The sequence below is a fragment of the Mycobacterium mantenii genome (genome assembly GCF_001667865.1).
GTDB classification, from domain to species: domain Bacteria; phylum Actinomycetota; class Actinomycetes; order Mycobacteriales; family Mycobacteriaceae; genus Mycobacterium; species Mycobacterium mantenii_A.
The window spans coordinates 1-22,416 of the sequence record NZ_LZJP01000097.1; the positions used below are offsets into that span (position 1 = coordinate 1).

General features: G+C 66.5%; 17 protein-coding genes and 1 pseudogene. 8 read left to right on the plus strand and 10 right to left on the minus strand.

Annotated features, from left to right (window positions below):
* Positions 1 to 44: 44 nt before the first annotated feature.
* Positions 45 to 1,049 (minus strand): annotated as a pseudogene (locus tag A5688_RS17340) (PPE family protein); the annotation flags it as partial.
* 79 nt (positions 1,050 to 1,128) lie between these two features.
* The gene (locus A5688_RS17345; RefSeq protein WP_067908042.1) at positions 1,129 to 2,037 is read right to left on the minus strand and encodes an oxygenase MpaB family protein; all 909 of its coding nucleotides are present in this window, start codon (positions 2,035 to 2,037) and stop codon (positions 1,129 to 1,131) included.
* A gap of 84 nt (positions 2,038 to 2,121) precedes the next feature.
* On the opposite strand from A5688_RS17345, the gene A5688_RS17350 reads away from it, so the two are divergent.
* Positions 2,122 to 2,784 carry a TetR/AcrR family transcriptional regulator gene (locus A5688_RS17350; protein ID WP_067908039.1) on the plus strand — a complete coding sequence of 221 codons (663 nt, stop codon included), beginning with the start codon at positions 2,122 to 2,124 and terminating at the stop codon, positions 2,782 to 2,784.
* 15 nt (positions 2,785 to 2,799) lie between these two features.
* Here the strand turns inward: A5688_RS17350 and A5688_RS17355 are convergent, their stop codons facing one another.
* The 6 genes from A5688_RS17355 to A5688_RS17380 all read right to left on the minus strand — a co-directional run bounded on the left by A5688_RS17355 (position 2,800) and on the right by A5688_RS17380 (position 10,460).
* Positions 2,800 to 4,155 carry a hypothetical protein gene (locus tag A5688_RS17355; RefSeq protein WP_067908035.1) on the minus strand — a complete coding sequence of 452 codons (1,356 nt, stop codon included), beginning with the start codon at positions 4,153 to 4,155 and terminating at the stop codon, positions 2,800 to 2,802.
* 2 nt (positions 4,156 to 4,157) lie between these two features.
* The gene (locus A5688_RS17360) at positions 4,158 to 5,630 is read right to left on the minus strand and encodes a condensation domain-containing protein (protein ID WP_067908032.1); all 1,473 of its coding nucleotides are present in this window, start codon (positions 5,628 to 5,630) and stop codon (positions 4,158 to 4,160) included.
* Between the two features lie 399 nt (positions 5,631 to 6,029).
* A complete protein-coding gene (locus A5688_RS17365; protein ID WP_067908029.1) occupies positions 6,030 to 7,379 on the minus strand; it encodes a hypothetical protein in 1,350 nt (449 codons plus the stop codon).
* Between the two features lies 1 nt (position 7,380).
* Positions 7,381 to 8,856, minus strand: a complete 1,476-nt coding sequence (locus A5688_RS17370) for a condensation domain-containing protein (protein ID WP_067831045.1) — start codon at positions 8,854 to 8,856, stop codon at positions 7,381 to 7,383.
* Between the two features lie 443 nt (positions 8,857 to 9,299).
* Positions 9,300 to 9,848 carry a hypothetical protein gene (locus A5688_RS17375; RefSeq protein WP_067831041.1) on the minus strand — a complete coding sequence of 183 codons (549 nt, stop codon included), beginning with the start codon at positions 9,846 to 9,848 and terminating at the stop codon, positions 9,300 to 9,302.
* Positions 9,849 to 9,878: 30 nt separating this feature from the next.
* Positions 9,879 to 10,460 carry a VOC family protein gene (locus tag A5688_RS17380; RefSeq protein ID WP_067831036.1) on the minus strand — a complete coding sequence of 194 codons (582 nt, stop codon included), beginning with the start codon at positions 10,458 to 10,460 and terminating at the stop codon, positions 9,879 to 9,881.
* 97 nt (positions 10,461 to 10,557) lie between these two features.
* On the opposite strand from A5688_RS17380, the gene A5688_RS17385 reads away from it, so the two are divergent.
* The 4 genes from A5688_RS17385 to A5688_RS17400 all read left to right on the plus strand — a co-directional run bounded on the left by A5688_RS17385 (position 10,558) and on the right by A5688_RS17400 (position 16,038).
* Positions 10,558 to 11,193 carry a TetR/AcrR family transcriptional regulator gene (locus A5688_RS17385; RefSeq protein ID WP_067831091.1) on the plus strand — a complete coding sequence of 212 codons (636 nt, stop codon included), beginning with the start codon at positions 10,558 to 10,560 and terminating at the stop codon, positions 11,191 to 11,193.
* A gap of 14 nt (positions 11,194 to 11,207) precedes the next feature.
* The gene (locus tag A5688_RS17390; RefSeq protein WP_067831086.1) at positions 11,208 to 12,338 is read left to right on the plus strand and encodes an alpha/beta hydrolase; all 1,131 of its coding nucleotides are present in this window, start codon (positions 11,208 to 11,210) and stop codon (positions 12,336 to 12,338) included.
* 148 nt (positions 12,339 to 12,486) lie between these two features.
* Positions 12,487 to 14,688 carry an acyl-CoA dehydrogenase gene (locus A5688_RS17395; protein WP_067831033.1) on the plus strand — a complete coding sequence of 734 codons (2,202 nt, stop codon included), beginning with the start codon at positions 12,487 to 12,489 and terminating at the stop codon, positions 14,686 to 14,688.
* A gap of 984 nt (positions 14,689 to 15,672) precedes the next feature.
* The gene (locus tag A5688_RS17400; RefSeq protein WP_067831083.1) at positions 15,673 to 16,038 is read left to right on the plus strand and encodes an ATPase; all 366 of its coding nucleotides are present in this window, start codon (positions 15,673 to 15,675) and stop codon (positions 16,036 to 16,038) included.
* Between the two features lie 33 nt (positions 16,039 to 16,071).
* Here A5688_RS17400 and fadD2 read toward each other — a convergent pair whose 3' ends face one another.
* Complete coding sequence (gene fadD2 / locus A5688_RS17405) at positions 16,072 to 17,751, minus strand: long-chain-fatty-acid--CoA ligase FadD2 (RefSeq protein ID WP_067831077.1); 1,680 nt, start codon at positions 17,749 to 17,751, stop codon at positions 16,072 to 16,074.
* Between the two features lie 57 nt (positions 17,752 to 17,808).
* On the opposite strand from fadD2, the gene A5688_RS17410 reads away from it, so the two are divergent.
* A complete protein-coding gene (locus A5688_RS17410) occupies positions 17,809 to 19,086 on the plus strand; it encodes a DNA polymerase domain-containing protein (protein ID WP_067908025.1) in 1,278 nt (425 codons plus the stop codon).
* A gap of 7 nt (positions 19,087 to 19,093) precedes the next feature.
* Here the strand turns inward: A5688_RS17410 and A5688_RS17415 are convergent, their stop codons facing one another.
* Complete coding sequence (locus A5688_RS17415; protein ID WP_068268225.1) at positions 19,094 to 20,485, minus strand: NarK family nitrate/nitrite MFS transporter; 1,392 nt, start codon at positions 20,483 to 20,485, stop codon at positions 19,094 to 19,096.
* Positions 20,486 to 20,682: 197 nt separating this feature from the next.
* Between A5688_RS17415 and A5688_RS17420 the strand changes: the two genes are divergently transcribed.
* On the plus strand, positions 20,683 to 21,267 hold the full coding sequence (locus A5688_RS17420; protein ID WP_067831072.1) for a TetR family transcriptional regulator: 585 nt from the start codon (positions 20,683 to 20,685) through the stop codon (positions 21,265 to 21,267).
* A 57-nt stretch (positions 21,268 to 21,324) separates the two neighbouring features.
* Positions 21,325 to 22,338, plus strand: coding sequence for an ABC transporter substrate-binding protein (locus A5688_RS17425; RefSeq protein ID WP_067908020.1), 1,014 nt, complete (start codon positions 21,325 to 21,327; stop codon positions 22,336 to 22,338).
* The last annotated feature ends 78 nt before the right edge of the window (positions 22,339 to 22,416 follow it).

Here is a 22,416-nt window from a genome sequence, read left to right on the forward strand (position 1 = left end):
AATCGACAATCCGCTCGATGACTTCATCGCGAACATCCTGAGGAACTTGGGGATCGACTGGGATCCGGCCCGGGCGCGGGGGCGGCCGCGGGGTGCGGTACGACCGCCAGGCCGGCCAACCCGGCGAAGCCGCCGACGGCGGCGAAGGGAGCCGCCGCCAGCAGCAGGGCGGGTGCCAACAATTCCGGCTGGCTGATGAAGATTTCGAGGATGTGCGTCGGCCAGTCGAACAGTGCGAGCTGGACCAGATACTGAAAGGCCAACGCCGGATTGTGCACCAGGTAATAGCCGAACTGCTGAAAATCCTCGAGCAGCTCGAGGGCCCGGACAACCCAGAAGAGCGGGTCGCCCGCATTCGTGTAGGCGTCGTAGGGCAGTCCGTTCACCGTGCCCTGGGCCGGATCCCAGTCGATCCCCAAGTTCCTCAGGATGTTCGCGATGAAGTCATCGAGCGGATTGTCGATTGTCGGGTCGTGGTCGGGGTCCGATGAATGATCCGCTGAGGCAGCCGATTTCACGATGGGCGGCGCCGGCTCGGGTTGCGGTGTCGACGCGACCGCGGTGCCCGACACGGCTTGGTAGGTCGACATGGTGGCGGCCGCCTGAGTCCACATCCGCGCATAGTCGGCCTCGTTGACCGCGATCGGCACCGTGTTGACCCCGAAGAAATTCGTCGCCACCAGCGCTCCGTGCACGACGTGGTTGGTGGCCAGTTCCGGCAGCGTGGGCATGGCGGTCAGCGCCGCGCTGTACGCCGCCGCGGCCACCTCGTGCTGGCCGGCGACCGCCGCGCTGTCGGCGCTCGCCTTCGCCAACCACGCCAGGTACGGCGCGTGCGCGACGGCATAGGACTCCCCGCTGGGTCCCTGCCACGCCCCGGTCTGCACCCCCGCCAGCAATGTGCTCAATTCCTCAGCGGCAGAGGCATATTCGGTACTCAACTGCGACCAGGCGCCGGCCGCCGCCAGCAGTGGTCCGGGTCCCGGGCCGCTGCTGAGCAGCGCGGAATGCAATTCGGGCGGCGAGGCCATCCAAATTGGCGCCGTCATGGGCACTCCTCAGGCTGGAAGGGTTACCAGCCTGGGAGCTTAATGAATACGATTATCATTTTCAACCAGAAGCCGGGCGCTACACCAGCGGGCGGCCCTTCTTGATCCTGCGGTCCAGGTCATGCAGCAAGACATTGAAGGGGAACTGCCGGATGAACCGCGGTAGACACCCGTTCACCGTGGCCAGGACGGCGATCAGCCTGTCGAAGCGGCGTTGCTTGGTTGCGTCCCAGGGCAACCGCATCTCGTCGCGGAACCGCTGCGGCAGGAACCCCGTGGTGATCAGCAGCGCGAAGCTGTCGGACAGGCGCTGCAGCGGCCGCGGCAGTACCACACCCCGAATGCGGTTGGCGGCAATGGGAAACAGGTACTCGCGCACGGCGTCGTCGATGTGCACCTTGGCCAGCGATTCTTCCCAGTACCGGTCGAACGCCGCGCGGTCCGCGGGCCACATCGCCGGCGGCACCTGCAGGGTCGTGGCCAGCGTCATGCCCTCGCGATAATGCCGGTCGGCGTCCTCACCGTCGAGCTCACCGATGAACATGCGGTAGATGTCGACCCCGCCCTTGTACAGACAGGCGCCCACCCACAGCTGCAGCGCGGGGTCGAAAGCGTTGTAGGACACCGGGCTTTCCGGGGTCGAGTACACCTGTGCGTGAGCACGATTCACCGCGCGGCGGAAGGCGTCCTTCTGGGCATCGCTGCCGTTGGTCGCCACGGCCAGGTAGGTGAAGGTGGTGCGGGCGCGCTTGATCGGGTGCAGGTCGACGCGGCCGCTTTCGACGCGGCTCTCCATCACGCCGTATCCGACGCCGGGCTGCGCCAATTGCATGATCACGTTCGCCGGGCCGGCCAGCAATGCGACACCCATCAAGCCCTCGTCTATGCCCAGCGCCCGGCGCCGCCTGCGCCGCTGCGACCGGGGCGGGTCGGTCACCCTGCGCTCGACGTGCCCCATCGCCTGGTGCACCGGCTCGTGAATTGCCATCGTCAGGTTCCTCCCGCAGCGCCTGTCCGCTAATGTGCGAACGCTCGTTTCCTGATATTGTCGTGGCCGGCGGTTAGTGTCAAGATGGTTTGCATGAGCGATACGTCCCGCGCGCGGCCGTACCGCGGCGTCGAGGCCGCCGAGCGCCTGGCCACCCGCCGTAACCGGCTACTGGCCACGGGCCTGGACCTGCTCGGGGCGGAGCGGCAGAACATCTCGGCGGTCACCGTCCGGGGTGTGTGCCGCGGCGCCAACCTGGCCGCCCGGTACTTCTACGAGAGCTTCGCCGACAAGGACGAGTTCGTCGCGGCCGTGTTCGACTGGGTCATTGCCGAGCTGGCCACCACCACACAGGCGGCGGTGGCCGCGGTGCCCGCCGCCGAGCAAACTCGCGCGTGCATGGCCAACATCGTGCGGACCATCACCGACGACCCCCGGGTGGGACGCCTGGTGTTCAGCACGCAACTGGCCGATCCGGTGATCGTACGCAAACGTGCCGAGTCCAGCGCGCTGTTCGCCATGCTGTCCGGCCAGCACGTCGGCCACGCGCTGCAGGTCCCGGCGAACGAACGCATCAACGCCGCAGCGCATTTCGTCGTCGGCGGGGTCGGACAAACCATCAGCGCCTGGCTCGCCGGCGACGTCCACCTCGAACCGGATCAGCTCGTCGACCAGCTGGCGGCGTTGCTCGACGAGCTCGCCGAACCAAACCTGTACCGCCTCAACGAAACCCGCGCGGACGCCTAACGTCCCACCGCGGGGTCACACCGGGCTGAACGTGCGCCAGCCCGCCGTGGCGGTCAGCGCAAAGTCGCTCAGCGTGTTCGAAATATGCTCCTTCAAGCCATCATTCGAGTTGGGCTGTTCCGGCCGGTAGGCAAGGACCGAGACGAAGACTCGTCCGTGCGCTCTTCCCGACAACAGGGCCAGCACACCGTTGGTGCGCTGCATCGTCGCGCGGGTCACCCCCGGGTACAACGACTTCATGGCGAAATAGTCGGCATCCGTGCCGTCCGGCCGGTTGGCGGCCGAGTCGATTGCACCGAGGTTGGATGACACGACGGCGGTTGCACTGCCGGTGGCCACACTGATCAGTCGCCTGAACAGCCGCTTGGGAATGAGCGGAACCAGGGGCAACAATGCCCACCGCTCGTCGGGCACCTGCTGATGGCGAACCAGCGCCTGCCTGATTGCGGCGCGGATCTCGCGCAGGTCCGTCGCCCGTGCGGGATCGACCGTGATGTCGACATTCGTGACGGCGTTGGCACGAGTATCGCCCGGAGTGCGCTCGTTGACCGGCATCCCCACATTCACCGAGCCATCCGTGGCGACGCGTCCCAGCCGCTGGGCGAGGCGGGCCGCCAATCCCGCCAGCAGCGCGTTGCCGGTTCCCCCGAGGGATTCGGAGCGAGCGTCCCACTCGTCTGCGTCGATGAAGATCGTCGCCATGGGAAGAGTGACACTTTCGTCCGGTCCGGCAGTGCGCGCGGCGGACCTCGTCGGCACCGCGGCGGCGCCCGGACCAACCTTGCGACGACCCTCCCGGGCCAATCGGACCGCCGCGCTGATGGCGCGGCCGATATCCGGTGTGTCGCTGAGGGTTTGGCGTGCATCTTCGCGTACCGCCCGCCACCGCCGCCGCGCCGCCGGGGCGGGCCAACTAACCGCGTCGTCACGACCGGACGCCGCATCCGCCAACGCCTCGCACAGCCCGACGCCGTCGCTGATGCAATGCGTGATGACCAAGCTCACCGCCGACCCACCGTCGGTGAACGGGAGCACCGCAAGGCGCCAGCCGGGTCCGTACTCGGCGTCCGGTCGCGTGCTTGCTTGCTCACCGCACCAGGTGTCGAGTTCCTCTCGCGGCCGGGGCGCCGCGACGATCTCGAGACCGGCCTGCTCTCCGGGCGATACCCAGCGGTGGCGGCCGAACGGCAAGGGGGACCGTTCGATGCGGCGGGCCAACCGCCCCCTTCCCAAACGGTCATGAAACCGTCTCAAGCCGTCGACGTCGACGGGCCGGTCGTACACCCAGATGCATTGCACCAGACTGGTGGTGCCCGTCGCTCGCTCCCCGAGAAAGAGGGTCTGATCGGCCAGATCCAGCACGTTGCTCATTGCTAGGCCGCCTCGGTGTCGTCTTCGTCCGCAAGCTCCTGCGGTTCACCCGAATGCGGCTGGGGTGCAACAGGACCGGGAGCCGTCCAAGCGCGTTCGGCGACCCGCACGAAAACCCCGCTCAAGGTTGCGAGGTAGCGACGCACCGACTCGCGAGCGACCTCATTGTCGGGGAAAGAGATTGTCACCGTGGTCTTTTCGGCATGCCGGTTGATCCACATGTTGATGCCGCCCGCGGACAGGTTGTCGCCGTATGTACCGAAGTTGGTTTCCGCCCACAGTCCGGCGAGAGGTATCTTGCGGAAATCGAGGAAGGACAACATCATTGGCAACTGCCCGGGTAGCTTGATCCCCAGCTCATCGGGTGTTGCCAATTCCAACACTCGTTCGAACGGCACATCGGCGAGGCCCTTCGCGTCGTCGAAAGACTTCTGGGCCGCCTGGGCTGCCTCCCGGAATGAGACATCGGCCGGCACGGTGACCGGGATCAGGCTGGCAAACCAGCCCACCGTCATCGTGTCGATGCCCGCGATCCGGGTGTCCCTGGCCGTGAACCCGTAGTAGGTCTTTTCGCCGGTCAGCTCGTGCTGGGCCAAAGCCGTGCAGGCCAGAACTCCCCCGATGAACCGGGCGCCGGCCACAATGCAAGCGGCATCGAAGGACTCGGTCCCGTCCGCATCCAGCAGTTGGACCGTGACCAGCTCTCCCTTGCTGCTCGACCATGTGTCACCCAGCGGCAGCGGGAAACTCGGCCACGCGCCGTCGGTTTCGCGGGCGAACGCGATCCAATCCCTGATCTGGGGCGATGACAGGGTCAGGCTGGTGGCGTTCTCGCGCTGCCGGACGGCATAGTCGCAGTAACTCCTGACCTCGGGAAGACGGGACTCCTGCTGATGCGCGCCCTGAGAGAGTTCCTGATAGGTCATGTGGATGTCGACGAAGATCAGGCCGGCGGACAAGCCGTCGATGTGCAGGTGGTCGACACTGGCATAGAAGGTGAAATAATCGGCGTGCTGGACGATACCGAAGGTGTAGCAACCCCATTCGAGCGTTCCCGGGGTGGTCGTCAGGACGTGGGTACGCGCCTGCTCGGCACTCATGTGCCCTAACGGCACCGCAACCAAATCGATGGCGGCGGGGTCGTCGATCGTGCGACGCACGATGGTGCCGTCCTCGAATTCGAACCAGTTGTGGTAGGTGTCGTGACGGCGCACGTGCGCATTGATCGTTGCCGTCATCGACGGAACGTCACATACGCCCGGGATGTCCCACGCCACGACCATCAGGCGGGGTAACTGCCTGTTCATCGCTTTGCCGATGTTGGCGGCCCAAAGATGTTGACTCTGTTGATAACTCGGAGATAGTCGGGATGGGCGCGCGGCGCGAGCCGCGTCATGCGCGGTGGGCGCGAGCGTCCACATCGTCAGCGGACCGTTCGGTGGTTGCCATTCCTGGATGTTGCCGAGTGCGACCATTTGCTTAAGTCGTCCCTCCCGTTGATGCCGACATTTATTGCGCGCAGGAGGGGGCGCAAGGCCGCTCGCGCATAAGCTTTTTCGCGCAGCACGAGTCCCTTTGAGCTGAAATCTTGCGAGGTGTTTCCCAAATTTCGGGATCGAACCTATGACGTCGCTTTGCACCCCCTGTGAACGCTGGCGTTGACGGTAGCTGACGCCGGCGTCAAAGGCAACAACTTCCCGTTTTTGCGTCATTCGGGGTTCGAGGATGGGCCGTTGCCGAATTTGCTGGTTGCGCCCTGCAATTGACGATAGCGCTCGTCAATCGACTGGCGGCGCCGCTCGACGTGCTCGCCGAGCTAAAACCTGTACCGCTTCAACGAGACCCGTGCCGGCGCCTGGTGACGGACCGTGAGCTCACACTCGGCTGAAGGCGGGCCAGCCCGTCGTGGCGGTCAGCGAGAAGTCGCTCATCACGCCGGAGATGGCGTGCCGTAACTCGTCATTCGAGTTCGGGCGATCCAGCTGATAGCCGAGGATCGAGACGAAGACCTGGCCGTGGACCCGTCCCGACACCAACGCCAGCGCCCCGTTGGTGCGCTGCATCGTCGCGGTCGTCACGCCCGGGTATACCGACCTGATCGCGAAATAGTCGGCATCACGACCGTCCGGCTTATTCACGGCCGGGTCCATGGCGCCGAGGTTGGACGACACGACGGTGGTGGCGCCGCCGGTGACCATGCTGATCAACCGCTTGAAGAGCCGCTCGGGGATCAGCGGAACCAGCGGCAGCAAAGCCCATCGCTCGTCGGGCACATCCTGGTGGCGAATCAGGGCGCTCTTGGTCACGGCGCGTATCTCGCGCAGGTCGGTGCCGATCGCCGAGGGGCTGAGCGTGACGTCGACGTTCATGACCGCGTTCGCGCGGGTATCGCCCGGAGTGCGCTCGTTGACGGGCATCCCCACGTTCACCGAGCCGTCGGCCGCGACCCGTCCCACCCGCTGGGCCAGGCGGGCCGCCAGTCCCGCAAGCAGCGCGTTGCTGGTGCCGCCGAGGGCGTGGGCGCGGGCATCCCACTCATCGGCGCTGACGAACAACGTCAGCATCGGCATGGTGACGGGGTCGCCTGCTGCGGTGCGCGGCACCGGCGGCTTCTCGGCGGACGCGGACTGCACGGCGTCGCGACCGTGGCGGAGCATTCGAACCGCCGCGCCGATGGCGCGGCCGATATCGCCCGTGTCGCGAGCGGTTTGGCGCGCGTCCTCGCGCACGGCCAGCCACCGCCGCCGTGTCGCCGCGGCGGGCCAGCGGATCGCGTCGTCACGACCGGAAGCCGCATCCGCCAGCGCCTCGCACAGCCCCATGCCGTCGGTGAGGCAATGCGTGGTGACCAAGCTGACCGCCGCGCCGCCGTCGGTGCACGGGAGCACCGCCAGGTGCCATCCGGGTCCGTGCTCCGCGTCCGGGCGTGCGGTGGCCTGATCATCCAGCCAGGCGTCGATCTCGTCACGGGGCCGCGGCGTCCCGACAATCTCGAGGGTGCACCGGTCGTTCGGTGATACCCAGCGATGGCGGCCGAACGGCAACGGCGACCGCTCGATCCGGCGGGACAACCGACCCTTCCCCAGATGGTGGTGGAACCTGCGCAGCCCGCCGATGTCGATGGCGTGGTCGTACACCCAGACGCATTGCAGCAGGCTGGTGGCTCCCGTCGCCCGTTCGCCGAGAAAGAGGGTCTGGTCGGCCAGGTCCAGCACGTTGCTCATGTCATGCCGCTTCGTTGTCGTCCGCGTTCGGCGCGTGCGGGTAGGTCTCTTCCGAATTCACCTGGGGTGCGACCACAATCGGCTCGTCCGAGGTGGGCTTGGCGGCGCGCAGGAACGCCTTGGTCAGCGTCGCGATGTAGCGCAGCACCGACTCGCGGGCTATCGCGTTGTCGGGGAAGGACATCGTCACCGTGGTGTTCTCGACTTGCCGATTGATCCACATGTTGATCCCGCCATGGGACAGACTGTCGCCGTAGGTGCCGAACTTCGTCTCCGCCCACAACCCGTTGAGCGGGATCTTGCGAAAGTCCAGGAAGGACAGCATCATCGGCAGCTGAGTGGGCAGCTTGATCTCCAGATCATCGGGGGTCGCCAACTCCAGGACCCGCTCGACGGGCACGTCGGCGAGGCGCTGGGCGTCGTCGAACGACTTCTGCGCCGCCCTGGCCGCCTGGGCGAACGTCTCACCGGCGATCGGCGCGGTGACCGGAATCAGACTGGCGAACCAACCCACGGTCATCGAGTCGATACCCGCGGTCCGGGTGTCCTTCGCCGTGAAGCCGTGATATGTGTCTTTGCCGGTCAATTCGTGCTCGGCAAAGCCGGCGCACGCCAGCACTCCGCCGATGAACCGGGCGCCGGCGGCGACGCAGGCGGCGTCGAAGGCCTCGGTCTCGGCGCCGTTCATCAATTCGACGGTCAGCAGATCGCCCTTGGTGCTGGCCCAGATGTCACCGAGCGGCAGCGGGAAACTGGGCCAGTCGCCGTCCGTGTCACGCGCGAATGCGATCCAGTCGTTGATCTCGGGCGACGACAGATCCAGGTTCGCAACCTTTTCGCGCTGTCGCGCAACGTAGTCGCGATAGCTGCGTATCTCAGGCAGTGCGGTCGGTCGATGCCCACTTTGCGCCAGTTCCTGATACATCAGGTGGATGTCCAGGAAGATGAGGGCGGCGGACAGGCCGTCGATGTGCAGGTGGTCGACACTGGCGTAGAACGTGAAATAGTCGGCGTGCTGGACGATTCCGTAGGTGAAGCAGCCCCATTCCAAGGTTTCCGGAGTGGTGGTCAAGACGTGGTTGCGCACCTGGTCCTGGGTCATCTCCCCGAGCGCGACGGGAACGAATTCGATGGCCGCGGGGTCCTCGATTTCACGGCGGACGAAGGTTCCGCTGTCGAATTCGAACCAATAGTGATAGGTGTCCTGGCGACGCACATGGGCAGTGATCGTCGCGGTCATCGCCTCGATGTCGCAGGTGCCGGGAATGTCCCACGCCACGATCATCAGACGCGGCACCTGCCGGTTCATGTTCTTGCCGTGATAAGCGGACCAGAGATGTTGATTCTGTTGATAACTCGGGGCTAGATCGCTTCGCCGCGCGGCGCGTGCGGCTTCGAGTGCCGTGGGTGCGGCCATCCAAAGGGTAACCGGGCCGTGTGGCGGTTGCCATTCGTTGATGTTGCCGAGTGCGACCATTTCGTCGAGTCCTTGTGCTGTGAGATACCGACATCTGTTGCGATCTGGGGGGTGGTGAAAGTAGGTTTAGCGCCAGGCTTTTGACGCATCGTCCATTTGGTTCCCGCGGAATTTCGCGACGCATTCCGCGGTAAGTTGGGCTGACCCACCGCGTCGCTGACATGTCGCTGCTCTGGACGCTAGCTGACGGGGGCGATGATTTCGCGGTTTTGCGAAGACTCGCATTCTCCCGCGAGATCGTCTCCGCGGCGGTAACCTGTTTCGCTTAACGGTCACAATCCCGGCCCGGTGAGTGGCGCATGCGTACCAAAAAGTATCCAATCACGGGCGGTATGTTGCTCATTCGCCAGCCCGCGCCTAGAACTCGGGATAGAATTGTTTGGCCCGTTCGCCGAGCCGGCATCGCCTGGAACCCGGGCGGCTCGAGCCAAACCTGCACCCCCTCAGGGGAACAGCGGCAGATCCCAGAGCCGCATGCCGGGATGCAGCAGCCACAGCCGCATCATGGTGAGCCGTATGATGCGCGCCGCGCTGGTGATCATGAAAATCGCCAGCGGCACCTCGATCAGCAGCGCGGTGATCACCGACAGCCAGATGTCCTTGGGCCCGGCGGTCATGAGGTCGAACCACGCGTCGCAGATCAGCAGCACCCCGGTGGTGAAGGCGGCGAGCACCAGCAGCTGACGGCGCAGGTACCCGAGCACCGCCGTCGTCAGCATGAATGCGACCAGCAGCACGTCGAAACCGACCCAGGTGAGCGGCCAGTTGTGGGCGACGTAGTTCTCCGGCAGCGTCACCGACAGATACCCCAGCCAGGGAACCATCGCCATGGAGCCACCGACCATCAGGCTCAACCGGATGCGCCGCACCCGGGCCAGGAACTCCGGGTCGATCACCTCACCCAGCGGCTGCTCCAGCCGGGTGATCAGTTCCCGGCGTTGCTCGGGAGTCAGCGCCGCGATCTGTGCGTCGGTAAGAATGCCGTCGGTCATGAAAACATCCTCCGGCTCGGGGCGGGTGAATCAGTGGGCGGCGCCCACCGGGGGCCGGCGGTCGGCCGCGGTCTTGGGCACAGCCTGGGCATCGCCGCTGTCGAATTCCCGTACCCAACAGGCGAATTCGAGGGTGATGCCATCGGGGTCCTGGAAATAGAACGAGCGCACGTAGACGCCGGGATGCACGGTCGCGGACACCTGCATGGCGCTTTCGTCGTGATTGAGCACCGGCCCGACCCGCACCCCTTTGTCTTTGAGCAGCTGACGGTAGCTGTCGAACTTCTCGGCCGGCACGTGGAATGCCAGGTGGTTCATGGTGCTGACGGCGCTGGTGATGTCGCCGATGCCTGGGATGGCGCCCGGCGACGAGATCCCCGGTACCCGGTCGGGGGCGTCGGCGAACCAGAAGAAGGCGACGCAGTCGCCGTTGCCGGCGTCGAAGAAGAAGTGCTGGCCGGCGCCACCGGGCAGGTCGAGCGATTTGATCAGCGGCATGCCGAGGACATTGCTATAGAAGTCCACGGTTTTCGCCATGTCCGAACACACCAGGGCGACGTGGTTGATCCCGCCGAGTTCGAATTCCGTGTTGGTGTAGTGCGGCTTGATCATCTGGTGGCTCCCCTCGGTCCCCGGCTTGCCGGTCCTGGCCAAGATCCGAATCTGAATCTAACATCAGTTTCAGTTTTGGCCCAGGGAGGTGCGTCAGGTGTCGACCGCGGCGTCCCCTGCTGACCGGGACGACCAGCGCGCCGAGCTCCCCACCCTGCGCGGCAGGCGGACGCAGGCCGCCATCGATACGGCCGCCCGAACCGTCATCGCGCGCAAAGGCGTCCTGGCCACGACCATCGCCGACATCGCCGCCGAAGCGGGTCGGTCGGCGGCGTCCTTTTACAACTACTACGACTCCAAAGAGGCGATGGTGCGCCAGTGGGCGCTGCGCTTCCGCGATGAGGCCAACGAGCGCGCACTGGCGGTGACCGAACATGGGTTGTCCGACCGTGAGCGCGCGCACGCCGCCGCCGCGGCGCACTGGCACACCTACCGCCACCGGCTCGCCGAGGTGATCAGCGTGTCGCAGCTGGCGATGATCAACGACGACTTCGCGCAGTATTGGGCCGAGATTTGTGAGATCCCAATCTCTTTCATCGCCGACTCGGTCCGGCGCGCCCAGGCCCGGGGCCATTGCCGCGACGACGATCCGCGGCTGATCGCCGAGGCGATCGTGGCGATGTTCAACCAGTTCTGCTACATCCAGCTCGGTGGGGCGCGTCCGGAGGAGCCCGACGACCAGGCCTGCATCCAAACCCTGGCCAACATCTACTACCGAGCCATCTATGCGTGAGGAGGACCGCTGAGTTGACTCGTCGTACCGGTGCTGGAGTCGTCCGCGAATTCGTCGGGCTGCCGTCGCCCACCGCGGGGCGCGCGGGCGCGGGGGGGCATCCGTGTCAGGGGCTGTATCACCGGGGGGTGGGACGCAAACCCAAGGTGGCGATGATCGCCACGCACTACCAGATCGACTTCTCCGAGCACTATCTCGCCGACTACATGGCCACCCGCGGCATCGGTTTTCTCGGCTGGAACACCAGGTTTCGCGGCTTCGAAAGCAGCTTCCTGCTCGATCACGCTCTGGTCGACATCGGCGTCGGGGTGCGCTGGCTGCGCGAGGTCCAGGGAGTGGATACCGTTGTGCTGTTGGGCAATTCGGGAGGCGGCTCATTGATGGCCGCCTACCAGTCCCAGGCCGTCGAGCCGAACGTCACTCCGCCGGACGGGATGCGGCCGGCGGCCGGGCTGACCGAATTGCCATCCGCCGACGGCTACGTGGCCACCGCCGCCCATCCCGGGCGCCCGGAGGTACTCACCGCGTGGATGGACGCCGCCGTCGTCGACGAGGACGATCCCGTCGCCACCGACGCCGACCTCGACCTGTTCGACGAGCGCAACGGCCCGCCCTACTCGCCGGAGTTTCTGGCCCGGTACCGCAGCGCGCAGACCGCCCGCAACCACGCCATCACCGACTGGGCCGAGACCGAGCTCAAACGCGTTCGCGCGGCGGGGTTTTCCGATCGCCCCTTCAGCGTGATGCGAACCTGGGCGGATCCCCGCATGGTCGACGCCAGCATCGAGCCCACCACGCGACAGCCCAACCTGTGCTATGCGGGCGTGCCGGCGAAGGCGAACCGCTCGGCGCACGGGATCGCGGCGGCCTGCACGCTGCGCAACTGGCTGGGCATGTGGAGCCTGCGGGTGGCGCAGACCCGCGCCGAACCGCACCTGGCCCGGATCGCCTGCCCCGCCCTGGTGATCAACGCCGAGGCCGATACCGGGGTGTTTCCCTCTGACGCCCAACGCATTTTCGGCGCACTCGCCGGCACCGACAAAACGCAGGCTTCGGTGGACACCGATCACTACTTCACCACTCCCGGGGCGCGCAGCGAGCAGGCGGACATCATCACCGCATGGATCAGCAGGCGGTGGCGCTGACAGTTCTCGCCGAATTCGTTCCCGGCGCCACGGCGGGCGCGTCCCGCGTGACCGGCGGCCGACAGCCCATGTCGTCAACCAACCGACTGGTTGTTAGCTTGGAGGGAACCCGGCCGAACCGGCGTCCTGCAGCAACGGAAGGCGACCAATGCCGATCGCGATAAATCCCGAGCATCAAGAACTGGCCGATTCCGTGCGATCGCTGGTGGCGCGCATCGCGCCGTCCGAGACGCTGCACGCGGCCATGGAAACTCCGGTCGAGAATCCCCCGCCGTACTGGCAGGCCGCCGCGGAGCAGGGGCTGCACGGCGTCCATCTGGCCGAATCCGTCGGAGGGCAGGGCTTCGGCATCCTCGAGTTGGCCATCGTGCTGGCCGAGTTCGGATACGGGGCGGTGCCGGGCCCGTTCGCGCCGTCGGCGATCGCCAGTGCCCTGATCTCGGCGCACGACCCGGACGCGAAGGTGCTCTCCGCCCTGGCGTCCGGCGCCGAAATCGCCTCCTACGGCTTGAATTGCTGCGCGCTGACCGCCACCCGGCAGGGCAATTCGCTGGTGATCCGCGGCGAAGTCCGTGCGGTCCCCGCTGCGGCGCAGGCCACGCTGCTGGTGCTGCCCGTCGCGATCGACAGCGGCGAGGCGTGGGCGGTGCTGCGCGCCGACCAGCTCGAGATCGAACCGGTGAAAAGCCTGGACCCGCTGCGCCCCATCGCCGATGTGCGAGCCAATGCCGTCGAGGTCGGCGAGGACGTCGTGCTGACGAACCTGAGCATGGCGACGGCGCACGCGCTGATGACCACGCTGCTGTCCGCCGAAGCCATCGGGGTGGCGCGCTGGGCGACCGACACCGCCGCGCAGTACGCCAAGATCCGAGAGCAGTTCGGCCGGCCGATCGGCCAGTTCCAGGCCATCAAGCACAAGTGTGCCGAGATGATCGCCGACACCGAGCGGGCCACCGCGGCCGTGTGGGATGCCGCCCGCGCGATCGACGAAGCGCGCGAAAACAGTTGGGACACAGCGGCTTCGCATGTCGAATTCGCGGCCGCCGTGGCGGCGACCCTGGCGCCGGCGGCCGCCCAGCGCTGCGCGCAGGACTGCATTCAGGTGCACGGCGGGATCGGCTTCACCTGGGAGCACGACGCAGGCGTGTACTACCGCCGGGCACTGCTGCTGGCCGCCTCCTTCGGTCGCAGTTCGGACTACCCGCAGAAGGTCGTCGACACCGCGACCACCACCGGCTTGCGCCCGGTGGACATCGACCTCGACCCCGACACCGAAAAATTGCGGGCCGAGATCCGGGCCGAGGTCACCGCGCTCAAGGAGATCGAGCGGGAGCAACGCAAGGTCGCCATCGCCGAGGGTGGCTGGGTACTGCCGTATCTTCCGAAGCCATGGGGCCGGGCCGCCAGCCCGATCGAGCAGATCATCATCGCCCAGGAGTTCACCTCCGGGCGGGTCAGGCGGCCGCAGACGGGGATCGCCACCTGGATCGTCCCGTCGATCGTGGCGTTCGGAACCGAGGAGCAAAAGCAGCGGTTCCTGCCACCGACGTTCCGCGGCGAGATGATCTGGTGCCAGCTGTTTTCCGAACCCGGCGCCGGATCGGATCTGGCCAGCCTGACCACCAAGGCCGTTCGGACCGACGGCGGCTGGCGCATCACCGGCCAGAAGATCTGGACCACCGCCGCGCAGTTGTCGCAGTGGGGCGCGCTGTTGGCCAGGACGGACCCAAGCGCCCCGAAGCACGCCGGCATCACCTACTTCCTGTTGGACATGAAGAGCGAGGGCGTCGACGTCAAGCCGTTGCGGGAGCTCACCGGCAACGCCATGTTCAACACCGTCTACATCGATGACGTGTTCGTCCCCGACGAGTGCGTGCTCGGGGAGGTCAACCGGGGTTGGGAGGTCAGCCGCAACACCCTCACCGCGGAGCGGGTGTCGATCGGCAGCAGCGAGGCGAACTTCCTGGCGACGCTGGCGCAGTTCGTCGAGTTCGTTCGCGACGGCCACTTCGATCAGATCGCCCAGCACCGGGCGGGCCAGTTGATCGCCGAGGGTCACGCGGCCAAGGTGCTCAACCTGCGCTCGACGCTGTTGACGCTGGCCGGTGGGGACGCCATGCCGTCGGCGGCCATCTCCAAGCTGCTGTCGATGCGCACCGGACAGGGATACGCCGAATTCGCGGTCTCGTCGTTCGGCACCGATGCCGCGATCGGCGACACCGACCAATTGCCGGGCAAATGGGGCGAATACCTGTTGGCCAGCCGTGCCACCACCATTTACGGCGGTACCTCCGAGGTGCAGCTGAACATCATCGCCGAGCGGCTGCTCGGCCTGCCCCGCGACCCGTAAGACGGCGCGAAAAGCCCCGGAAAAGGGCCATGCCGACCTGACTGAGTCAGGCCGGCATGGTTCCCCCCATGCGCGGTGGGCCATCCCGAGGGTTGGCGTGTCGGCGATGGCCCTACCGCGCGGAGATGGTGATCACCACCACCAGTTCCACCAGTGCTGGGGGCCCCAGTAGCCACCGCCACGGCCCCAGTTGCCGTGCCCCCAATTGCCATTTCCCCGACCATCATGGCCGCCCCATCCGCGACCGCCGGGGCGATCGGGGATGAAGCCCGGTCCGCTGTGCGGCCCAGCACTGGCGAAGCTCGTGGTGGCTGCGGGCGCAGGAGCGGCCTGAGCCATGGGAGCGCCGCCGATCAGCAGCGCGCCGGCCACGGCTCCGGCACCTATGACACCTGCGGCCGCGCCGCGTAATGATCGCGAGATCATCAAAGTGAGTCCTTCCAACCCGTTGCCACCACTGCCAAAAACGTTAGTGGGACATTTCTGAGCAAACAAGTGGAATTCGCATTTTTCGCTTGTGAATTGGATAACAATGGGGTCTCGAGTCATCAAGAATGGGCGCAATCATCAATGCGTATTTGTGCAATTCATTTCTTCGCAAATACTGACGCACTCGCCCGAATTCGCCAATATAACCAGCTCTTGGGCCATCTACTGATGTACTGCGTTGCGGAAGTCGTATATACTGACGTCAGGCTTTGCGCATTTCCGCATTAACTGATCTCCCGCGAGATCGACCGGGATCTTTACCGCGCCCTGTGCGTTGTAGACCGGGAATGCAGCTACCTATATCCATTTGCGACGCGATCTGCGGTGCCAGCCGCCGATGCGCCGCGCAGCTGCGTGCCCGCTCGTGCGGTCGCCGACCGGGTCGCCGACGGCCCGGCGACGCGACTTACGCTGGCGACGGTGACAGAATCAGTAATGACACACCGGCACCGAGCGCTGATTTACTGATTGGCACTCACGGAGGAAGACACCGAAGTGAACTTCAACAGCAGCCACAGCGGACCCAGCGTCGGAGCCTTTCGCGCCCCCAACTCGGCCGCCGGGCCCTCCGGAGACGCCGCGCCGACCGAGCGTCTCACCAGCCTCGGGCAGCCGGGCGGCCAGCGGATCGCCAGCCAACCGGCGGCCGCCCAACCGGGACGCACGCAGCGGACACGCCGAACGGTCGACCTGCCGGCTCCCACGCACCGGGCCCTCGACATCTGGCAGCGTGAAGCGGCCGACCGGCTAGGAGTCGCCCGGGTGACCGGGCAGGAGGTCCTCACCGCGCTGATCGACCAGCTGCTGGTGGACCCCAAGCTCACCGCTCAGATCACCCGCGCCATCAAAGATCGCCGCTGACCCGCTGACCCGCTCACCTCGGAGCGGAACGGGCTAGTCGACGTCCATTTCGCGCAGCTCGCGCTTGAGGACCTTGCCCGTCGGGTTGCGCGGTAACTCGTCGAGGAAGACGACCTCGCGCGGCACCTTGTAGCGGGCCAGGTGGTCGCGCACGTAGTGCTTGACGGTGTCCTCGTCGAGGTCGGCGCCGTCCTTCTTCACCACGAAGGCGCGCAGCCGGTGTCCCCATTCCTTGTCTTCGACCCCGATCGCGGTGGCCTCGAGGACGTCCGGGTGCCCGGTGATGAGGTCTTCGACCTCAGCCGGGAACACGTTCTCGCCGCCGGAGACGATCATCTCGTCGTCGCGCCCGCTGATGAACAGCAAGCCGTTCTCGTCGAAATACCCGACGTCACCCGAGGACAACAGCCCGTTGATGATCTGCTTCTTGCCGCCGCCGGTGTAACCCTCGAACGGGAAGGCGTTGCCGACGAAGATGCGGCCGACCTCGCCCTGCGGCAGCTCCTTGCCGTTGTCGTCATAGATCTTGACGCGCACACCCTTGACGACCGGGCCGACGGTCGACGAGTTGTACTCCAGGTGCTTGGGCTCGGCGATGGTCGCGAAGGCGATCTCGGTCGAGCCGTACATGTTGTAGATGACCGGGCCGAGGTCCTTGAGCGCTCGTTCGGCCAGGTCGGCACCCAGCGCCGATCCCGACACGAACACGATCTTCAGGCTGGAGAGGTCGGGCTTGGAGTCCATCTTCTCGACCGCTTCGAGGATGCGGGACAACATCACCGGGACGACGACCATCGCGGTCACCTTGTGCTTCTCGATGTCCTCCAGCACCAGCGCCGGCTTGAATTTGCGGCGCAGCACCAGCGTCGAGCCCAGGAACATCGCGATCGTGCCGTGCAGATAACCCAGCGCGTGGAACATCGGCGCCGGCAGCGAGGTCACCTCGCCGGCCTTGAACGGAACGTGCGACAGGATGCCGCCGACCGGTGCCAGGGTCGGCGGGGTGCTGCGGTTCGCGCCCTTCGGGGTCCCGGTGGTCCCGCTGGTCAGGATGATGATCGACGCGTGCTTCGACGCCTTGGGGGCGGGCTCGGAGCTGCTGCGCTCGATCAGGTCGGCGAGGGTGTCGTCCTTGCTGCCCGACGGCTCGTCACTGTCCGGGTTGGTCCCGAGCGCCCGCAGTTTGCCCAGCTCCGGTGAGGCTTTGCTGACCGCCTTGGTGTATTCGTCGTCGTAGATGATCAGCTTGGCGCCCTCGCGCTCCGACACCTCCTTGATCTGCGGGCCGGAGAATTCGCTGTTGAGCAGGATGATGCGGGCGCCGACGCGGGCGGCACCGTAATTGGCGATCAGGAACCACCGACTGTTGCGGGCCAGGATGGCGACGCCGTCGCCGCCCTTGACGCCCATCTTGATCAGCCCGTTGGCCACCGCGTGCGCGGCCTCGTCAAGTTCCTTGAAGCTGAATTCGCCCTCGTCGTCGATGCACGCGGCGCGGTCGGGTTGGCGCCTGGCGTTCAGCGCCGGCAGCATGCCGAACTCGCCCCACTTGTAGATGTCGGCGGCCATCGCGGCGTAGTTCTGCGGCGGCTCGATCCGGAACGCGCCCGATTCGAAAATCTTGCGTACGTAGTGCAGCTCGGCGGAGCCGCGTTCGACGTACTGCTGAACTTTTGCGGCGGCCTGAGCGGGCAGACCGAGGAGGTTAGGCATGAAATCCACCTTATGTGACGTCCGTCTCAGTACGGCCAGAAATTCTGGCGAATTAGCATGAACCGCATGACCCGTCCGGTTTCGCTGGAGGTGGCCGGGCGCCAGGTGGCCATCACCCATCCGGACAAGGTGGTGTTCCCCCGCGTGAGCGGCCGCGAAACCACCAGCTCTTTTTCGGGTCCCTACACCAAGCTCGATCTGGTCCGCTATTACCTGTCCGTGGCCGACGGCGCGCTGCGCGGCGTGGCCGGTCGCCCGATGATCCTGAAGCGCTTCGTCAAGGGCATCACGGAAGAAGCGGTGTTTCAGAAGCGCGCCCCGGCCAAACGGCCGGACTGGGTCGACGTTGCCGAACTGCGTTATGCGCGGGGCACTTCGGCGGCCGAGGCGGTGATCCACGATGCCGCGGGACTGGCCTGGGCGATCAACCTGGGATGCGTCGACCTCAACCCACATCCGGTGCTGGCCGACGACCTCGAACACCCCGACGAACTGCGGGTCGATTTGGATCCGATGCCCGGGGTCTCGTGGCGGCGCATCGTGGACGTCGCGTTGGTGGCCCGCGAGGTGCTCGAGGACTACGGCCTGACCGCCTGGCCGAAGACGTCGGGGTCGCGCGGCTTTCACGTTTATGCCCGCATCGCGCCGCGCTGGGAGTTCCGCCAGGTGCGGCTGGCCGCGCAGACCGTCGCCCGGGAGGTCGAGCGGCGCGTGCCCGAGGCGGCGACCAGCCGTTGGTGGAAGGAAGAACGCGAAGGGGTGTTCGTCGACTTCAACCAGAACGCGAAGGACCGCACCGTCGCATCGGCGTACTCGGTGCGCGCGACCCCGGATGCCCGGGTCTCGACACCGCTGCGGTGGGACGAGGTCGCCGACTGCCGGCCCGAGGCGTTCACCATCGAGACCGTGCCCGCCCGGTTCGCCGACATCGGTGACCCCTGGGCGGGAATGGACGACGCCGTCGGCGAGCTCGACCGGCTACTGGTGCTGGCCGAGGAAATGGGCCCGCCCGAACGCGCGCCGAAAGGGTCGGGGAAACGGCCCGACGGCAGGCGGCAGTCCTCCATGCCGCTGATCGAGATCGCCCGCACCAAGACCAAGGACGAGGCGATGGCGGCGCTGGACGTCTGGCGCGACCGCTATCCCGCTGTGGCCGGCCGGCTGCAGCCGGTCGACGTCCTGGTCGACGGGATGCGCGGCCCCAGTTCGATCTGGTACCGGATCCGGATCAACCTGCAGCACGTTCCCGAGGACGAACGGCCACCCCAGGAAGAGCTGATCGCCGACTACAGCCCCTGGGACGGGTACGGCGGAAAACAGCAGCCGTCGAGCTGACTTCGGATCAGATCCCCACCCGCGTTATCGCGTTGTGCCTGCGCAGGTAGCAGTACCAGGTGACGCCGAGCAGGCCGAGGAAGAACACGATGTAGAACCGCAGCGCCGGTTCGATGCTGCCGAACTCCGACTTCGACCACGCGTACGCCAGCGGGACCACGAAGCCGCCGAAGGCACCCACCGCGGAGATGACGCCCAGCGCACCGGCGGCCTGCCGGCGCATGGCCACCATGGTGTCGCGGTCGCCCCCGGCCAGCTCGCCCTTGATCTTGAAGATCCGCGAGATCATCCGGTAGGTCGAGCCGTTGCCGATGCCGGTGGCGACGAACAGGAACATGAAGCTGGCGAAGAAGCCCGGCAGGTTGACCGCCGTCACCGACCACAGCGCCGCCGCCGCCCCGATCGCCAGCATGACGAAGCTGGCGGCGGTGATGCGGGCGCCGCCGATCCGGTCGGCCAGCTTGCCGCCGAGGGGCCGGATGACCGAGCCGATGCCGGCGCCCAGGAAGGCCCACGCCAGCGCGATGTCACCGCGCCCGAACACCGTCTTGAGCAGGGTCGGGAACGCCGCCGAGTAGCCGATGAACGATCCGAAGGTGCCGATGTACAGCAGCGACATGATCCAGGTGTCCGGGTGCCGCAGCGACTCGAGCACCGGCTTCACGTCGGCCTTGGCCTCGGTGAGGTTGTTCATGAACAGGAACGCGCAGAGCGCGGCCACCACGGCCAGCGGCACGTAGAACAGTCCGGCCCGCGACAGCGCCATCCCGCCGCCGGCGATCACGATGGGCGGGATGATCTTTTGCACCACCGCCACGCCGATGTTGCCGCCGGCCGCGTTCAGGCCCAGCGCCCAGCCCTTGTCCTTCTCCGGGTAGAAGAACGAGATGTTGGCCATCGACGAGGCGAAGTTGCCGCCGCCGAAGCCGGCGGTCGCGGCGATCGCCACCAGGACGCCGAACGGGATGCCGGGATGGCTGACAGCCCACGCCAGCAGCAGGCATGGGATGAGCAGCAGCGCCGCCGAGATGGTCGTCCAGTTGCGGCCGCCGAACAGCGGGACCGCGAACGTGTAGGGCAATCGCAGGAACGCCCCGACACCGCTGGGCACGGCGACCAGGCACAGGGCCTGGCTGGCGGTCAGCGCCCACCCGGACGCGGCGGGGTGCCCGTGCGCCCCCGCCGTCATGTGCACCACCACGATGCTCCACAACATCCACACGCTGAAGCCGACGTGTTCGGCGAAGATCGAGAAGACCAGGTTCCGGCGAGCGATCGGCTTGCCGGTGGTCTCCCAGAATTCGGGGTCTTCGGGCCGCCAGTCATCGATCCAGTGCCGTCCCGTATGACGCTCGCGCGGCGGCGCGGGCTGCGTTACCGGCCTGATGGTCGTGGTCATTCTGGTGGGACTCCTGGGTTGGATGCGGCGCGGGCAAGGACCTCTCGACGTTAAAGACGCACTGTTACCGGTCTGGGTGTGCACAGTTACGTGGGCGATACGCAGAAATCGCAACGGCCTGTCCCCGTTTGTCAGAACTCTGCAACGAGAAGACGTCGCGGGCCCACGGCGAGGCGTCGATGCGCGACAATCGGCGCATGCAGGTGACTGAGGCTCCCCTGGGCCTGCGGGAGCGCAAGAAGATCAAGACCCGCCGCGCCATCAGGCGCGAGGCGTTTCGCCTGATCGAGGAGAACGGCTTCGCCGCGACCACCGTCGAACAGATCGCCGAGGCGGCCGACGTGTCGCCGAGCACCTTCTTCCGTTATTTCCCGTCCAAGGAATCGCTGCTGCTCGCCGACGACCTCGACCCGCTGATCCTCGAGGCGCTGAAGGCCCAGCCGCGCGACCTGTCCCCGGCGCGGGCCTTCCGCGGCGCCTATGCGGCCGTCATGGCCCAGCTGCCCGACGACCAGCTGGAGTTCGAGAGCACCCGGCAGCGCCTGATGTTCTCGATACCCGAGCTCAAGGCGGCGATGTACGACGAGTACTACCGCACCGTGACGGTGGCCGCCGAGGCGATCGCGCACCGGATCGGCCGCGCCCCCGACGATTTCGAGGTCCGAGTGTTCGCCGGAGCGTTGACGGGCGCCATGATGGCGGCGTTCGACAGCGCGCCGAAGACCGCCGAGACGATCTATCGCGCCCTGGATTTCATGGACGCCGGCATGCCGCTGGGCTGAACTGCCTCAACAGCGCGGCGACGCATGTCAGAGGGCGGAACGCGATACTCTCACGCGATGCGACAGGGATGGAATCGACGGGGATTCTTGCAGCTCGCAGGGGCTGCCGGGGTAACCGCGATCGGCGGTGCGACCGCGTTCTCGGAGCTTTTGGCGGGGTGCTCGTCAGACAAGCCCGCTCCGGGAGCCGCGCCGGGATCGGTGACGGTCACCCACCTGTTCGGTCAAACCGTCGTCAAGGAACCACCCAAGCGCGTCGTCAGCGCCGGCTACACCGAGCAGGACGACCTGCTCGCGGTCGGCGTGGTGCCGATCGCGGTGACCAACTGGTTCGGTGATCAGCCCTTCGCGGTCTGGCCGTGGGCCGCACCCAAGCTCAACGGCGCGCAGCCGACGGTGTTGAACCTGGACAACGGGATTCCCGTCGACCAGATCGCCGGCCTCAAACCCGACCTGATCGTGGCCGTCAACGCCGGCCTGGACGCCGACACGTATCAGAAGCTGTCCGCGATCGCCCCGACCGTGGCGCAATCGGACGGCGACGCCTTCTTCGAACCGTGGAAAGAGCAGGCCGGCACCGTCGGTCAGGCGGTCTTCCAGGCCGACCAGATGAAGTCGTTGATCGACGGCGTCGACCAGAAATTCACCGACGTCGGCAAGAAGAATCAGCAATGGACCGGCAAGAAGGCACTGCTGATGCACGGCGCGCTGTGGCAAGGCACCGTCGTCGCCACCATGGCGGGCTGGCGGACGGACTTCCTGAATCAGATGGGGCTGGTCATCTCCGACACCATCAAACCCTTCGGCACGGATCAGCGCGCCGTCATCCCGCGCGATCACATCAGATCCGTGCTCGACTCCGCCGACGTGGTGATCTGGACGACCCAGAGCCCGGACGATCAGAAGGCGATACTGGCCGACCCCGAGGTCGCCGGGTCGCTCACCACCGCACAGAACCGCCACATCTTCACCACCAAGGACCAGGCCGGCGCGATCGCGTTCGCGTCGCCGCTGAGCTACCCCGTCATCGCCGATCAACTGCCCCCGCTGATCACCAAGATCCTGGGCTAGCTGTACTGACCACGGACGTTGGTGACGGCGTGGCGTGGTGACATGACGAAGACCTCCGAGTGAAGTGCGAGCTGTCTA

Bases quoted from the DNA above. Each gene is read 5' to 3' on its own strand.
- A5688_RS17345 (WP_067908042.1), bottom strand. From the start codon at position 2,037: ATGGCAATTCACGAGCCGGTGCACCAGGCGATGGGGCACGTCGAGCGC.
- A5688_RS17350 (WP_067908039.1), top strand. From the start codon at position 2,122: ATGGTTTGCATGAGCGATACGTCCCGCGCGCGGCCGTACCGCGGCGTC.
- A5688_RS17355 (WP_067908035.1), bottom strand. From the start codon at position 4,155: ATGAGCAACGTGCTGGATCTGGCCGATCAGACCCTCTTTCTCGGGGAG.
- A5688_RS17360 (WP_067908032.1), bottom strand. From the start codon at position 5,630: ATGGTCGCACTCGGCAACATCCAGGAATGGCAACCACCGAACGGTCCG.
- A5688_RS17365 (WP_067908029.1), bottom strand. From the start codon at position 7,379: ATGAGCAACGTGCTGGACCTGGCCGACCAGACCCTCTTTCTCGGCGAA.
- A5688_RS17370 (WP_067831045.1), bottom strand. From the start codon at position 8,856: ATGGTCGCACTCGGCAACATCAACGAATGGCAACCGCCACACGGCCCG.
- A5688_RS17375 (WP_067831041.1), bottom strand. From the start codon at position 9,848: ATGACCGACGGCATTCTTACCGACGCACAGATCGCGGCGCTGACTCCC.
- A5688_RS17380 (WP_067831036.1), bottom strand. From the start codon at position 10,460: ATGATCAAGCCGCACTACACCAACACGGAATTCGAACTCGGCGGGATC.
- A5688_RS17395 (WP_067831033.1), top strand. From the start codon at position 12,487: ATGCCGATCGCGATAAATCCCGAGCATCAAGAACTGGCCGATTCCGTG.
- fadD2 (WP_067831077.1), bottom strand. From the start codon at position 17,751: ATGCCTAACCTCCTCGGTCTGCCCGCTCAGGCCGCCGCAAAAGTTCAG.
- A5688_RS17410 (WP_067908025.1), top strand. From the start codon at position 17,809: ATGAACCGCATGACCCGTCCGGTTTCGCTGGAGGTGGCCGGGCGCCAG.
- A5688_RS17415 (WP_068268225.1), bottom strand. From the start codon at position 20,485: ATGACCACGACCATCAGGCCGGTAACGCAGCCCGCGCCGCCGCGCGAG.
- A5688_RS17420 (WP_067831072.1), top strand. From the start codon at position 20,683: ATGCAGGTGACTGAGGCTCCCCTGGGCCTGCGGGAGCGCAAGAAGATC.
- A5688_RS17425 (WP_067908020.1), top strand. From the start codon at position 21,325: ATGCGACAGGGATGGAATCGACGGGGATTCTTGCAGCTCGCAGGGGCT.